Below are 12,847 nucleotides of genomic sequence, written 5' to 3'. Positions count from 1 at the left end.
AACAAACCTCACCGCGAGGGGAGAGTGCATATGAAGAATATCATGAGTTTCGGAGTTGTGGCGCGCTTGGCGCTTGGCTTCAGCGTTCTCCTTTTGCTGATGGTCGGCTTGACCATCTATTCGACGGAAAAAGTTGCGCAGATCAACGATAAGCTTGGAACCATCAACGACGTCAACAGCGTGAAGCAGCGGTTTGCTATCAACTATCGCGGCAGCGTGCATGATCGGGCAATCGCCATTCGCGACGTCACCCTGGTGACGTCTGCCGATGAACGGAAGGCCGCCGAGGCATTGATCGAAAAGCTGGCGGCCTCCTACGCCGAAAATGAAAAGCGCATGGCGGATATGGTCGCCTCTCCGGCCGGTGCGACGGAACAGGAAAAGACCATTCTCGGTGAGATCGCGGACATCCAGGCGAAGACCAATCCATTGGTCGCCCAGATCATTGCACTGCAGGAGAAGGGCGACGGCGAGGCTGCCCGCAAGATCCTGCTCGAACAGGCTCGACCGGCCTTCGTTGCCTGGCTTGGCGCCATCAACAAATTCATCGACTATCAGGAAGCGCTGAATAAATCGATTGGCGGCGAGGTTCGCAGCACCGCAAGCGGCTTCAAGCCATTGGCGCTGACCGCGCTCGGCATTGCGGCTGTTCTTTCACTGGTTGCCGCCGCCGTCACCGCACGCACGATCGTCGGCCCGCTGGCAAAACTTCAGCTTTCGCTGAAAGCAATGGCGGAGGGCAATCTTGATGGCGATCGTCGCCTCGAAGCGCGGGGCGACGAGATCGGCAAGCTTGCACGGGCGGTGGCAGGGCTGCGCGACGCAATTTCAGCAAAGGCGGAACGGGAAGCAGACGCCGAGGCGAAGAGAGCCGTGTCGGAGCGGCATCGCCTCGAACAGGATGCCGATGAACGCCGCACCCTTGCCGAGCAGACGGACAAGGCTGTCGGCCAGCTTGGCGATGCATTGCAGGCGCTGGCGGACGGCGACCTCACACAGCAGATCGGCACTCCGTTCATTCCGTCTCTCGAAAAGCTCAGAGCCGACTTCAATTCAGCAGTCGAAAAGCTCCGTGCCGCCATGCAGAAGGTTGCCCAGAACGCCAGCGCCATCGCGGCCGGTGCACAGGAAATCCGCTCCGCCTCCGACGATCTCGCCAAGCGGACCGAACAGCAGGCAGCCTCCGTCGAGGAAACCGCCGCTGCCCTGGAAGAGATCACTACCACCGTTGCCGACTCGAGCAACAAGGCTCAGGAAGCCGGCCAACTCGTTCGCAAGACGAAGGACAGTGCGGAGCGCTCGGGCAGCGTCGTTCGGGATGCGGTCGATGCCATGGGCAAAATCGAATCCTCCGCCACCGAAATCGGCAGCATCATCGGCGTCATCGATGAAATCGCGTTCCAGACCAATCTGCTGGCGCTGAATGCCGGCGTCGAAGCCGCCCGCGCCGGTGAGGCAGGCAAGGGTTTTGCCGTCGTCGCTCAGGAAGTGCGCGAGCTGGCGCAACGTTCCGCCAAGGCGGCAAAAGAAATCAAGGAACTCATCAACGCTTCGAATGGCCACGTGAAAAGCGGCGTTGCCCTGGTTGGCGAGACCGGAAAGGCGCTGAAAGAGATTGCGGAGCAGGTACAGCAGGTCGACGGCAATGTGGGGGCCATCGTCGGCGCTTCGCAAGAGCAGGCGACGGGGCTGAAAGAGATCAATACCGCTGTCAACAAGATGGATCAGGGCACGCAGCAGAACGCCGCCATGGTGGAAGAAGCCACAGCGGCCGCCCACAACCTGGCCAAGGAAGCCGACGCGCTGTTCCAGCTGCTGGGCCAGTTCAACATTGGCGGAGCGGTGGCACCGAAGCGCGTAGCGCAGCCCGCTGCCGCGGCGCCACATGCTCAACCGGCGCCCTCGCCTGCGCGCCAGATGGTTGCCAAAGTGAGTAAGTCGTTCCAGACTAATGGGAATGCGGCATTGGCCGGCGATTGGGAAGAGTTTTAAGTCGCCCTGATTTCCCTCCAGTCGATGCTGGAACGCCAAAGCGGCATGATTTTACGAAGGGCAGCGTTTGCTGCCCTTCGCATTTGAATCTTATGCCCGAGCCGGAGCCTTGACTGGAAGCAGGGCGTTGACAACAACCGCAACGCCTATGTTTGCCGCAAGCGCCAGGAGTCCCGTGTAGACGGTGAAGGGTTCGCCGCCGAGGCTGATCAGATGCAAAGGTTTCCAACCGGCGTCCCAGACGAGGAAAGTACCGCCGCCGAAGCCGACGAACCAGCCGGCAAGCAAACCGGGTGCGCGGAACCAATTGGTATAGAGGCCAAAGACCAGCGCCGGAAGCGTCTGCAGGATCCAGATGCCGCCGAGCAGCTGCAGGTCGAGTGCGAACTGCGTCGGCAGGAAGATGATGACGAGAAGCGCACCGATCTTCACCACGAGCGAGGTGATCTTTGCAACCTTCGCCTCACCGGCATCGCTGACGCCGGGGTCGACATAGGCTTTCCAGAAATTGCGGGTGAAGAGATTGGCGGCACCAATGCTCATCACCGCTGCCGGCACCAGCGCGCCGATAGCGATCGCCGCAAAGGCGAAGCCGGAGAACCAGCCCGAAAACAGCGTCTTGAACAGCGTGGGAACAACGTCATTGGCGCTGTCGAGCTTCAGGTTGGCGGCATGCCCCATATAGCCGAGCAGCGCCAGAAGACCGAGCAGTAGCGTATAGGCGGGCAGCATGATCGCATTCTTGCGGATCGTCTTGCCGCTGTTGGAGGCAAAGATGCCCGTCAGCGTATGCGGATACATGAAGGCCGCGAGCGCCGAACCCAAAGCGAGCGTGGCATAGGCGACATACTGATTGCCACCGAGCAGCAGGTTGCCGGAACCCTTGGCCTGGAAGGCCGCATCGGCCGAGGCGAAGACATTGGCGTAACCTCCGAGTTTCGACGGGATCAGTGCGACGGCCGCGATCACGACGATATAGATCATGATGTCCTTGACGAAGGCGATCAGCGCCGGTGCGCGCAAACCCGCGGAGTAGGTGTAGAGCGCCAGCACGACGAAGGCGATCGCCAGCGGCAACTCGCCATGCAGCCCGAGCGCCTTCAGGACCGCCGTCATGCCGACGAGCTGGAGGGCAATATACGGCATGGTGGCGATGACGCCCGTTGCCGCCACGGCGAGTTCGAGACTGCGCGATCCGTATTGGCCGTGAACGACGTCGGCAGCCGTCACATAGCCGAAATCCTTGGCGCGTTTCCACAGCACCGGCATGACCATGAAGACGAAGGGGTAAACGACGATGGTGTATGGCAGCGCAAAGAAGCCGTAGGCTCCGACAGTATAGACGAGCGCCGGGACGGCGATCACGGTGTAGGCGGTATAAAAATCGCCGCCGACGAGGAACCAGGTGATCCAGGTGCCGAAGTTGCGTCCGCCGAGGCCCCATTCATCGATATGGGCCAGCGTTTCGGGCTTGCGCCAGCGGCTGGCGACGAAGCCCATGACGGTGACGAGCGCGAAAAAGAAGATGAAGACGGCAAGCGCCGTGCCGTTGATGTCAGTCGTCATGGCGGGTGCTCCGATAGGCGATCCAGGTCAGCGTCGCAGTGATCGGCACCCAGAGAAGCTGATACCAGTAAAAGAACGGAAAGCCGAAAAGCGACGGCTCGCGGACATTGTAGAAGGGCGGCCAGAGCAGACCTATGTAGGGAATGATGAGCAGCCACAGCGCTGCCTTGCTACGTGGTTTTTCCATGTCGGAATACCTTTCAGGCGCCGCGACGGCGGTCGCCATGTTCCAGTTGTCGGCGTGGAAGGCAGGTCTGTCAGCCGGCGGCCGCGGCAGGCCCGGTTCGGGTCGCTCGATGTTTTCCGACCGATCGAAAGCTGATGTAATACATGTGAATTCCTCCCAGCGGCTCGCACTTGGCCAGCCGTGGATGGAGTCCTATGGCGTTGATTTTGTCCTCACAAGATGGGCGCGGCGCTGAAATGCCGGGGTCTACCCAGAAGTGGGTAGGCTAGGTTTACCCGACTTTCGAGACGATGCCATGATCGAGCGCGTAGCGGATAAGGCCTGCCGTGGTCGTGATGCCGAGCTTCCTCTTGAGGTTCTTGCGATGGGTTTCCGTCGTGGCGGAGGTTATCCCGAGCACGTCGGCGATCTCCTTGTTGCTCCTGCCGGCAACGATCAGCCCGAGAATGTCGCGTTCGCGCGGTGTCAGGGGATCGCTCCCCTCCTCGGCGCGTTCGCCCATCAGCGCGTCGAACACGCCGGACGAGAAATATGTCCCCCCACCTGCCACGGTCTCGATGGCCGAGACGATCTCGTCGGTCGAAACGTCCTTCAGGACGTAACCGGCAGCGCCATGCATGACCGAGGAGGAAATATACTCGCGGCTGTCATGCATCGAGAGCATCACGACCCGCGCCTGGGGAAGTTCGTTCCTGAACAATTCGATTGCATCGATGCCGCTCAGCTTCGGCATGTTGATGTCCATCAGCACGACCTGCGGCAGAACTTGCCGGCCGATCTCGAGACCTGTTTGAGCAAGCCCGGCCGTTCCGGCAACTTCGATATGGTCGAATGTTTCGAGCACGGCCTTCAACCCGTCCAGCACCAATGGATGATTGTCGATCAAGAGCACCCTGATTTTCGGGCGTTCCGTCATGCGGCCTCCGCTTGCTGGTCGGCGGGACGATTGGCCGATTTCGGCATCATCGCCGTCAGCGTCGTCCCGGTCTCGCTGCTGTTGATCAACAGCAGGCCGCGGAAGTGGGCCATCCGCTCCTGCATGTTGCGCAGGCCAAGACCTGATCTGCCGGATATGCCATCCTCGGTGCCGTCGAAGCCACTGCCGTTGTCGGTGACGGTCATGCGGGCCCGGCCGCCGTCGCTCCAGAGCTTGACCGCAAGCCGGGAGGCGCCCGAGTGCCGCTCGACATTGTTGAACGCTTCCTGTGCGACGCGATAAAGCGCGGTATTGGCTTCGGCCTTGAGCGTGTCAGTGAAGCTTGAGGCGTCGATTTTCGTCTCGATCCCCGTCCGCTCGGCAAAATGATAACACAGCGCCTCGAGAGCAGCCGTCAGGCCGAGGTCATCGAGCACGCGCGGGCGCAGATCGTGCGACAGCCGCCTGATCTCCTTGATGGCGCTGTTCAGCGCTTCGACACCGCGGTCAATGGTGACAGCCGCGTCGTCGACATTGGTTCTGACCTTGCGGCCGGCAAGATCCATCGCATAGCGCACGCCGACGAGATTTTGGGAAATGCCGTCGTGCAACTCGCGCGCCAGCCGTGCGCGCTCTTCTTCCTGCGTATCGATGACCCGCTGTGTCAGCGCCTTGAGCCGGCTGTCGGCCATGCGGCGCTCGTGGAACGTCAGCAGCATGCAGGTCGTGAAAACGACGAGCACCGAAGGCACGGCGATCAGCGCGACGATGACGAAGGTCCGTCTTATGTTGGCGCGCATCCCGGCGTTGGCGGCGGCACTTTGGGCAAAGACGTCATCCAGGTAAACGCCGGTGCCGACGACCCAGTGCCATTTGTCGAGACTGACGACGAAGGAGAGCTTGTCGGCGATCTGTCCGGTCGATGGCTTCTGCCATTTGTACTGATGCAGACCCCCGCCCGCTCTTGCCGTGGCGATCAGTTCGGCAATGACCTTGTCGCCATCCGGGTCGGTAAGGTCGAGCCAATTGTGCCCATGGCGGAAACTCTGGCGCGGATGGACGATGTTGTTGCCGTCGTAATCATAGACAAAGAAATATCCGTCCTTGCCGTAATCGAGCGAGGTCAGGATCGCCGCCACCTGCTGCTTGGCGGCTTCGTCATCGGAACCGGCATTGTCATAGATCGTCTGGATGGCGGACAGGGCAAGATTGGTCAGGTTGAGGATCTCGGCTTCCTTGGTCTTCAGCATGTTCTGCTCGAACGTGTCGATGCTGTTCTTGGCGAGGTTTGCCGATTGCCATGTGATGAAGGTGGTGATCGCAAGGATCGAAATGACGAGTGGAACGATCGCCAATGCGATGATCTGGTGTCGTAACGTCAACGATCATTCCTCCCGAGAATTTGCGCCCGGAATTATGCCCTTTGTCAAATGCGAGTCCAGCGGCTTGTCGGAACCAATGCCGGCGGAGCCATCGCGTCTGCGCTATTCCAGCGGGACGAAGAGGCCGAGTTTGACGTCGCGCAGAACGACATTCGTGTGCATACGGCGGATCTGCGGATTGTCAGCCATGATCAGCGCAGCGATGTCGTCGTAATGCTCGACGTCGCGGGCGGTGACGATCGCAATCAGATCGACCGCGCCTGTGACATAATAGACCTGTTGTATGTGATCCTGCTTCTCAGCCCAGAGGCGGAACTTGGCCAGCGCGTCGTAATTGTCCCGCTCGATCTCCATCCCGACGATGAACACCATCGCTGTGCCCGTCGCCTTGCGGTCGACGACGGCCACCTCCGCCTTGATGATCCCTTCTTCGCGCAGCCGCTTCAGCCGCCTCTGCACGGCCGAGACTGACAGTCCGATCCGTTCGGCGATCGTTTCGGCTTTCAGCTGGCAGTCGCGCTGAACGATATCGAGAATGTCGCGGTCAAAACGATCGAGTTGTTCCATTGTCCAGTCCTAGTTCTCGCCGCAACAATTCGCGCATTCCGCCATACTTGCCGCACGAGGAAGATTATTTTGCATAAAATATGCAGAATAGATGAAAACTGCGCGAAAAAACCGCGTAATTTTATCATTATCCTTCGCAAATTCAATTCAGCCGGAACCATGCATGCTAGATCAACCCTTTCCTGCTCTTCGCGTCGAAGATCTCCATAAAAGCTTCGGCTCGCAAGAGGTTCTCAAGGGTATCTCGACGCAGGCCGCAAAGTCCGATGTGATTTCGATCATCGGCTCGTCGGGCTCCGGCAAAAGCACCTTTCTCAGATGCATCAATTTCCTGGAAACGCCTGATCGTGGCCGCATTGCCGTAAACGGCGAGGAAATCGCGCTCAAGATGGGGCGGGGCGGCCGGCTGCAGCCGCGCAGCTGGCGGCAGATCGAGCGGATACGGACCGGATTGGGGATGGTCTTTCAGAGTTTCAATCTCTGGGCCCATCGTACGGTGCTGGAAAACGTCATTGAGGCGCCGGTACACGTCATGGGCATTTCGCGGCGCGAGGCTATCGAAAAGGCTGAGGCCCTGCTCCACAAGGTCGGGCTCTTCGATAAACGCGACGCCTATCCCGCTTTCCTCTCCGGCGGTCAGCAGCAGCGTGCTGCGATTGCCAGAGCGCTCTGCGTGGATCCTGATGTCATGCTGTTCGACGAGCCGACATCGGCGCTTGATCCGGAACTGGTCGGCGAGGTGCTGAAGGTCATCCGCGATCTGGCGGAAGAAGGCCGGACCATGCTGATCGTCACGCATGAAATGCGCTTTGCCCGGGATGTTTCCAGCCGTGTTCTCTTCCTGCATCAGGGACGGATCGAGGAGGAAGGCTCGCCGGAGCAGATATTCGGGGCGCCGGTCAGCGCCCGCTGCCGGGAATTCACCGGCCTCAGCGCCCACTGATGCGCATCGATCTATCATCGACAACACAAACCAGGAGAATCCTGCGAATGAAACTGCTCCCCACACTGTTCGCCGGTGTAGCGCTAGCGCTTTCCGCCGTCACCGCACAGGCCGAAGTCCGCTTCGGCGTCATGAACGAATCCTATCCACCCTTCTTCGCCAAGGACGCCTCCGGCCAATGGCAGGGATGGGAGATCGACCTTATGAATGCCGTATGCGAAGAGATGAAGGAGAAATGCTCGATCGTCGAGATTTCCTGGGATGGTCTCATTCCGGCGCTCCAGAGCAAGAAGTTCGACGTGATCTGGTCGTCGATGTCGAACACCGCGGAACGCTCGAAGGTGATCGACTTCACCGACAAATATTACAACACGCCGAGCACCTTGATCGGTCCCAAGGACCAGAAGCCGGGCGCCACTGCCGAGGACGTGAAGGGCAAGACCATCGGCATTCAGGTGTCGACGATCCAGTCGGAATATTACAAGAAGTATTTCGCCGACGCTGCCGAGGAAAAGACCTATCAGACGCTCGACGAGGCTTTTCAGGACCTCGCCTCCGGTCGTATCGACTATGTATTTGGCGATTCACTGGCACTTGACGCGTTCCTCAAAAGCGATGGCGGCAAGGATTGCTGCGCCAAGATGGGCGACGTCGCCGACGACAAGGAGATTCTCGGAGCTGGCGTTTCGGGCGGCCTGCGCAAGGAAGACACGGAACTGAAAGCCAAGCTGAACACGGCGATATCAGCCGTCCGTGCCAGTGGCCAATACGACGCCATCAACAAGAAGTACTTCGATTTCGACATCTACGGCGCGAAGTAAGCAGCCCAACGATGGCGACCACGCAACAAGGTATTCTGGACCTGCTGTCTCCCTATCCTCCGGGATGGGGCGGCGTTCTTCTGGCAGGTGCGGTCTCCACGGTCGCCATCTCGGCTTGCGCCTTCGCGATCGGCCTGCTGCTCGGCACGGGCGGCGCGCTTGGAAAGCTTTCGGGCAATCGCATGCTGCGCCTGCTGCTCGATCTCTACACCACGCTGATCCGTGCCGTTCCCGAGCTGATCCTGATCGTCGGGCTCTATTATGCCGGCACCGATGGTCTCAACCGGCTGCTCGCCGCGTTGGACCTGCCACCGGTCAATGTGAACGGCTTCGTCGCGGCCGTCGCCGTGCTGGGCTTCGTCCAGGGTGCCTACATGACGGAGGTGCTGCGCGGCGCGATCCTCGCCATTCCCGTCGGCCAGATCGAGGCAGCCAAGGCATTCGGCATGGGACCGGTGCTGAGGTTCCGTCGGGTTCTGCTGCCGGCGCTCCTGCCAAACGCGCTGCCGGGTCTTGCCAATCTGTGGATGTCGGTCACCAAGGACAGCGCGCTGGTCGCGGTCGTCGGCTACCAGGAACTGGCGCTCGCCACCCGTCTTGCCGGGGCAAGCACCAAGCATTACTTCGTTTTTTTCCTTGCTTCGGCCCTTCTCTATCTCGCCATCACTCTTGTTTCCAACGTCGTCTTCAAACTGATCGAGGGACGGGTACGGCGGGGACAGCCGCGCCTTGCCTGAAGAAAGCGCCCCATGAGTTTCACCTGGATCTCTTCCTATTGGCCGCTGCTTCTGACCGGCGCCTGGCAGACTGTTTGCCTGCTGGTGATCTCCGTGGTGTTCGGCTTCGTCATCGCCATAGGCCTCGCCTTCGCGCAGGTCAGCGGCGGCAGACTGACGCGGCTCCTGGCGCGCAGCTATTGCACCTTCTTTCGCGGCACGCCGCTGCTGATACAGCTGTGGCTTCTCTACTACGGGGTGGGCTCGCTTCTGCCGATGGTCCCCGGCATCCGCCAGAGCCTGTTCTGGCCGATCCTGCGCGAGGGCTTCTTCTTCGCGGCGGTCAGTTTTACCCTGAACTACGCAGCCTATGAGGCAGAGGTGTTGCGCGGCGCGCTGCTTGCCGTTCCCAAGGGCGAGCTCGAAGCCGGCCGGGCCTTCGGCCTTTCACCCTGGATGCTGACCCGCCGCATCTGGCTGCCGCGCGCCATTCGCATCGCCCTGCCGACGATTGCGGGAGAGATCGTCATGCAGCTCAAGGCGACACCGCTCGCCTTTACGGTGACGGTGATGGATCTCTACGCCGTGGCAAACAAGGTTCGGCAGGACACTCTGCTCGTCTATGAACCGCTGCTGGTCGTCACCCTCTTCTATCTCGCGCTGACCGCAGTGATCGCCCGCGTCTTTCGAGGTCTCGAAGCGCAGGTGCCGGTTCGCCGCTAGGCCGACGGAACAGGACCGCCCCATGAACTCCCTGGCGCACGAACCACGCGCACCTTGCCCACTTTGTTATGAAAAGCCCGCCGCCGATGACGGCGCGACAGACTGAATGGAGACTGCTTCATGAGCACGACGCGAATTCTCGATGGCGGCATGAGCCGCGAGCTGCTGCGGCTGGGTGCCGAACTGAAACAACCGGAATGGTCGGCATTGGCGCTGATCAATGCGCCGGATATCGTCCGTAGGGTACACCAGGAATTTATCGCCGCCGGTTCTGAGGTCGTTACGACGAACAGCTATGCGCTCGTGCCCTTTCACATCGGCGAGGATCGGTTCCGGAAGGAAGGGCCGGCGCTGATCCGTCTCGCCGGTCGCCTGGCGCGCGAGGCGGCGGATGCCGTTACCGATCGGAAGGTGCTGGTTGCCGGGTCGCTGCCGCCGATCTTCGGTTCATATGAGCCGCAGAATTTTCAGCCTTCGCGGGTGCAGGATTATCTCCAGGTGCTTGTCGAGAACCTCGGCCCCTTCGTCGATATATGGCTCGGCGAGACGTTGAGCCTGATCGCCGAGGCAGAGGCCGTCCGCAAGGCGGTGGCGACATCAGGCAAGCCGTTCTGGATTTCCTTCACATTGGCGGATGACGAGGCAGCCATCAGTGGCGGCGAACCGAAGCTTCGCTCCGGAGAAAAGGTCGAGGATGCGGCATCCTGGGCGGTTTCATCGGGCGCTGAAGCTCTGCTGTTCAATTGCAGCAAGCCCGAAGTCATGCAGGCGGCTGTGGAGACGGCAGCCCGGGTCTTCCGAAAGATGGATGCTCACATCGAAATCGGCGTCTATGCCAATGCCTTCGAAGGGGAAACAGGCGACGCAGCCGCCAATGAAGGCCTGCACGATACCCGCGCCGATCTGAATGACGACGCCTATTCGCGTTATGCCTGCTCCTGGGCCGAAGCCGGCGCGACCATCATCGGCGGCTGTTGCGGCATTGGCGCCGCCCATATCCATCGCTTGAGGAAGACGCTTTTGGGTTAAAGCGGCACGTTGGGAACTCGGCTATGTCGCAATTTGACGCCGTGTTCGTCAGCACGCTCGTTCCGCTCCTCGCCGCAACGGTGGTGGCCTATGCCGTCACCATCCTTCTGCTGCGTCGCTCGACCCTCACCGAGAAGATCGCGCGCCGCGGTCAGCACATCACACGCGGATATGGCGTCGACCCGTTCGAACTGTCCCGGGCAAATACTTTGCTCTTTGCAAAGGCTGGCGTCTGTAGACGTCAGTGCAGTCCGAACAGGTTCAGCAGCTCTTCGCGGTGTCGAACGAATTCCGGTGCGCTGCGGTCGCGAGGACGGGGCAGATCGATTTCGATCAGACGCGGCTCGCCGCCCTTCTCCCGCGGCAGGATCAGGATCCGGTCGGCCAGGTAGATCGCCTCCTCGAGATCGTGGGTGACGAGGATGGTCGTCACATCCTCATCGCGCCAGATCCGTGCGAGTTCCTGCTGCATGCCGATCTTGGTCATTGCGTCGAGCGCGCCGAGCGGTTCGTCGAGCAGCAGGATCTCGGGCTGGACGGCCAGAGCCCGGGCGATGCCGACGCGCTGGGCCATGCCGCCGGAGAGCTGCCGGGGATAGGCCGCCTCGAACTGCTGCAGGCCGACGAGCTTGACATAATGGCGCGCCCGTCCCCTCGCCTGCTCACGCGACAGGCCCCTTGTTTTCAGCCCGAAGGCCACATTGTCGAGCACGGTCAGCCAGGGCAGAAGGCGCGGTTCCTGAAAGATGACGGCGCGCTCTGCGCCGACGCCTCGCACCGCCTTGCCATCGACGAGAACCTCGCCCGTGTCGGAATCCTCAAGACCGGCCAGAACCCTGAGCAGGGTTGTCTTGCCCGAGCCGCTGGCGCCGACGATGGCGAGGCTTTCGCCGGAGCGGACGTGGAGGTTGACATCCCTGAGAACCTGTAGAGGTGCCCCGTTCAACCTGTAGGATTTGGAGAGGTGACGGATCGTCACTTCTCCGCGGCGCGTGTCCTCAGCGATGCTCATCACCATTCCTCAGTTGCTTGCCGGCTTGGCATCGGCGGTAAAGAGGATGTCTTTGGCCGCAAGCTGGCCCTGCTTCAGCTTGCCTTCGCGAACCAGCACGTCGATCCAGAACTGGATGTCGCGCTCGACCGGCAGGCCGCCGGCACGCACGCCATAGCCGCGGAAGTATTGCGCGATATCAGCGTTCTCGCCGCGCTCGCTGAGGGCCTTGGCCAGGATCTTCTTGGTTTCCTCAGGATGTTCGCGGGCATAGTCGAGGGCGCGGGCCGACTGCTCGACGAAAATCTTCGAGACCTCCGGATGCTGGCGAATGAAATCGCGGCGCAGTACCACGAAGCCCCCGGCAATGTCTCCAAGCACGTCGGTATCGTCAAAAATCGCGCGCAGGCCGCCCTTCTTGAGCGCGGCCCCCTCGAAGGTCGTCTGCCAATAGCCGAAGGCGGCAATATCCACCTGTTTGGAGCGCAGCACCTGCTCAAGCTGCGGCCCGGGAACGACGATCTGATTGGCTGCGTCCGTCGGCAGGTCGACGGAATGCAAGGCCTCGCGGATGGTATAGTCGAGATGCGCGCCGAGCGTATTGACCGCGATGCTCTTGCCGGCGATGTCCTTGATACCCTTGATCGGGCTGTCTTCCAGCACGTAAAAGGTCGACTGCACCTCATCATTGATGCCGTTCGAGGGATAGGCGGCGACGAAATCATTGCCGCCGATGATCGAATTCAGGACGGCGGAGGTTGCAGCGCTGCCGATTTCGACATCACCCGATGCCAGTGCAATCAGCGAGGCCGGGCCGCCCTGGGCGTAGCCGACATTTTCCAGCGTGATGCCCGTGCCGTCGAAATAACCGAGTTCGGCGGCGAGTTCATGGGCGGCAAGACCGCCCTGGCTGGCGAGGTAGCGCAGCTTCACCGTATCGGTGGCTGCGGCCGGCGTGGCAAGACCGAGAGCGATCACAGCCGGCAGAAGGATGTGGCGGGGATGGAATGTCAT

Annotated in this window: 13 protein-coding genes and 1 pseudogene; 7 read left to right on the top strand and 7 right to left on the bottom strand. The window is 60.9% G+C overall.

Annotated features, from left to right (window positions below; genetic code table 11):
- Positions 1 to 30 precede the first annotated feature (30 nt).
- Complete coding sequence (locus U5G49_RS32615) at positions 31 to 1,992, top strand: HAMP domain-containing methyl-accepting chemotaxis protein (RefSeq protein WP_028732411.1); 1,962 nt, start codon at positions 31 to 33, stop codon at positions 1,990 to 1,992.
- 90 nt (positions 1,993 to 2,082) lie between these two features.
- Here the strand turns inward: U5G49_RS32615 and mctP are convergent, their stop codons facing one another.
- The 5 genes from mctP to U5G49_RS32590 all read right to left on the bottom strand — a co-directional run bounded on the left by mctP (position 2,083) and on the right by U5G49_RS32590 (position 6,610).
- Positions 2,083 to 3,558 carry a monocarboxylate uptake permease MctP gene (gene mctP / locus U5G49_RS32610; RefSeq protein ID WP_112908359.1) on the bottom strand — a complete coding sequence of 492 codons (1,476 nt, stop codon included), beginning with the start codon at positions 3,556 to 3,558 and terminating at the stop codon, positions 2,083 to 2,085.
- Complete coding sequence (locus U5G49_RS32605) at positions 3,548 to 3,745, bottom strand: DUF3311 domain-containing protein (RefSeq protein ID WP_018517713.1); 198 nt, start codon at positions 3,743 to 3,745, stop codon at positions 3,548 to 3,550. The genes mctP and U5G49_RS32605 overlap by 11 nt, the downstream gene beginning before the upstream one ends.
- 271 nt (positions 3,746 to 4,016) lie before the next feature.
- Positions 4,017 to 4,661: a two-component system response regulator MctR gene (gene mctR / locus U5G49_RS32600; RefSeq protein ID WP_112908358.1), complete on the bottom strand. Its 645-nt coding sequence runs from the start codon at positions 4,659 to 4,661 to the stop codon at positions 4,017 to 4,019.
- Positions 4,658 to 6,043 carry a two-component system sensor histidine kinase MctS gene (gene mctS / locus U5G49_RS32595; RefSeq protein WP_193445952.1) on the bottom strand — a complete coding sequence of 462 codons (1,386 nt, stop codon included), beginning with the start codon at positions 6,041 to 6,043 and terminating at the stop codon, positions 4,658 to 4,660. Before mctS ends, mctR begins: the two co-directional genes overlap by 4 nt.
- 102 nt (positions 6,044 to 6,145) lie before the next feature.
- Complete coding sequence (locus U5G49_RS32590) at positions 6,146 to 6,610, bottom strand: Lrp/AsnC family transcriptional regulator (protein WP_018246856.1); 465 nt, start codon at positions 6,608 to 6,610, stop codon at positions 6,146 to 6,148.
- 163 nt (positions 6,611 to 6,773) lie between these two features.
- Between U5G49_RS32590 and U5G49_RS32585 the strand changes: the two genes are divergently transcribed.
- The 6 genes and pseudogenes from U5G49_RS32585 to U5G49_RS37215 form a co-directional block, all read left to right on the top strand.
- Positions 6,774 to 7,553, top strand: a complete 780-nt coding sequence (locus U5G49_RS32585; protein ID WP_018449089.1) for an ABC transporter ATP-binding protein — start codon at positions 6,774 to 6,776, stop codon at positions 7,551 to 7,553.
- Between the two features lie 47 nt (positions 7,554 to 7,600).
- Positions 7,601 to 8,374 carry a transporter substrate-binding domain-containing protein gene (locus tag U5G49_RS32580; protein WP_131606764.1) on the top strand — a complete coding sequence of 258 codons (774 nt, stop codon included), beginning with the start codon at positions 7,601 to 7,603 and terminating at the stop codon, positions 8,372 to 8,374.
- Positions 8,375 to 8,385: 11 nt separating this feature from the next.
- Positions 8,386 to 9,111: an ABC transporter permease gene (locus U5G49_RS32575; RefSeq protein WP_018449087.1), complete on the top strand. Its 726-nt coding sequence runs from the start codon at positions 8,386 to 8,388 to the stop codon at positions 9,109 to 9,111.
- A gap of 12 nt (positions 9,112 to 9,123) precedes the next feature.
- Positions 9,124 to 9,813 (top strand): ABC transporter permease, encoded by a 690-nt coding sequence (locus U5G49_RS32570; RefSeq protein ID WP_028732414.1) that lies wholly within the window; start codon positions 9,124 to 9,126, stop codon positions 9,811 to 9,813.
- A 120-nt stretch (positions 9,814 to 9,933) separates the two neighbouring features.
- Positions 9,934 to 10,842 carry a homocysteine S-methyltransferase family protein gene (locus U5G49_RS32565; protein ID WP_018449085.1) on the top strand — a complete coding sequence of 303 codons (909 nt, stop codon included), beginning with the start codon at positions 9,934 to 9,936 and terminating at the stop codon, positions 10,840 to 10,842.
- A gap of 47 nt (positions 10,843 to 10,889) precedes the next feature.
- Positions 10,890 to 11,063: pseudogene (locus U5G49_RS37215) on the top strand (chloride channel protein); the annotation flags it as partial.
- Positions 11,064 to 11,083: 20 nt separating this feature from the next.
- On the opposite strand, the gene U5G49_RS32560 reads toward U5G49_RS37215, so the two are convergent.
- Together U5G49_RS32560 and U5G49_RS32555 are read right to left on the bottom strand one after the other, a co-directional pair.
- A complete protein-coding gene (locus tag U5G49_RS32560; protein ID WP_028732415.1) occupies positions 11,084 to 11,854 on the bottom strand; it encodes an ABC transporter ATP-binding protein in 771 nt (256 codons plus the stop codon).
- A 9-nt stretch (positions 11,855 to 11,863) separates the two neighbouring features.
- A complete protein-coding gene (locus tag U5G49_RS32555; RefSeq protein ID WP_131646972.1) occupies positions 11,864 to 12,847 on the bottom strand; it encodes an ABC transporter substrate-binding protein in 984 nt (327 codons plus the stop codon).

Origin of the sequence: Rhizobium indigoferae, assembly GCF_034554815.1 — a bacterium.
In the GTDB taxonomy this organism is placed as follows: domain Bacteria; phylum Pseudomonadota; class Alphaproteobacteria; order Rhizobiales; family Rhizobiaceae; genus Rhizobium; species Rhizobium leguminosarum.
The sequence above is the reverse complement of the archived record's forward strand: the minus strand, read 5'-3'. Positions and strand labels throughout refer to the sequence as shown.

Coding starts and splice junctions, on each gene's coding strand:
- U5G49_RS32615 (WP_028732411.1), top strand. CDS start 31: ATGAAGAATATCATGAGTTTCGGAGTTGTGGCGCGCTTGGCGCTTGGC.
- mctP (WP_112908359.1), bottom strand. CDS start 3,558: ATGACGACTGACATCAACGGCACGGCGCTTGCCGTCTTCATCTTCTTT.
- U5G49_RS32605 (WP_018517713.1), bottom strand. CDS start 3,745: ATGGAAAAACCACGTAGCAAGGCAGCGCTGTGGCTGCTCATCATTCCC.
- mctR (WP_112908358.1), bottom strand. CDS start 4,661: ATGACGGAACGCCCGAAAATCAGGGTGCTCTTGATCGACAATCATCCA.
- U5G49_RS32590 (WP_018246856.1), bottom strand. CDS start 6,610: ATGGAACAACTCGATCGTTTTGACCGCGACATTCTCGATATCGTTCAG.
- U5G49_RS32585 (WP_018449089.1), top strand. CDS start 6,774: ATGCTAGATCAACCCTTTCCTGCTCTTCGCGTCGAAGATCTCCATAAA.
- U5G49_RS32580 (WP_131606764.1), top strand. CDS start 7,601: ATGAAACTGCTCCCCACACTGTTCGCCGGTGTAGCGCTAGCGCTTTCC.
- U5G49_RS32575 (WP_018449087.1), top strand. CDS start 8,386: ATGGCGACCACGCAACAAGGTATTCTGGACCTGCTGTCTCCCTATCCT.
- U5G49_RS32570 (WP_028732414.1), top strand. CDS start 9,124: ATGAGTTTCACCTGGATCTCTTCCTATTGGCCGCTGCTTCTGACCGGC.
- U5G49_RS32565 (WP_018449085.1), top strand. CDS start 9,934: ATGAGCACGACGCGAATTCTCGATGGCGGCATGAGCCGCGAGCTGCTG.
- U5G49_RS32560 (WP_028732415.1), bottom strand. CDS start 11,854: ATGAGCATCGCTGAGGACACGCGCCGCGGAGAAGTGACGATCCGTCAC.
- U5G49_RS32555 (WP_131646972.1), bottom strand. CDS start 12,847: ATGACATTCCATCCCCGCCACATCCTTCTGCCGGCTGTGATCGCTCTC.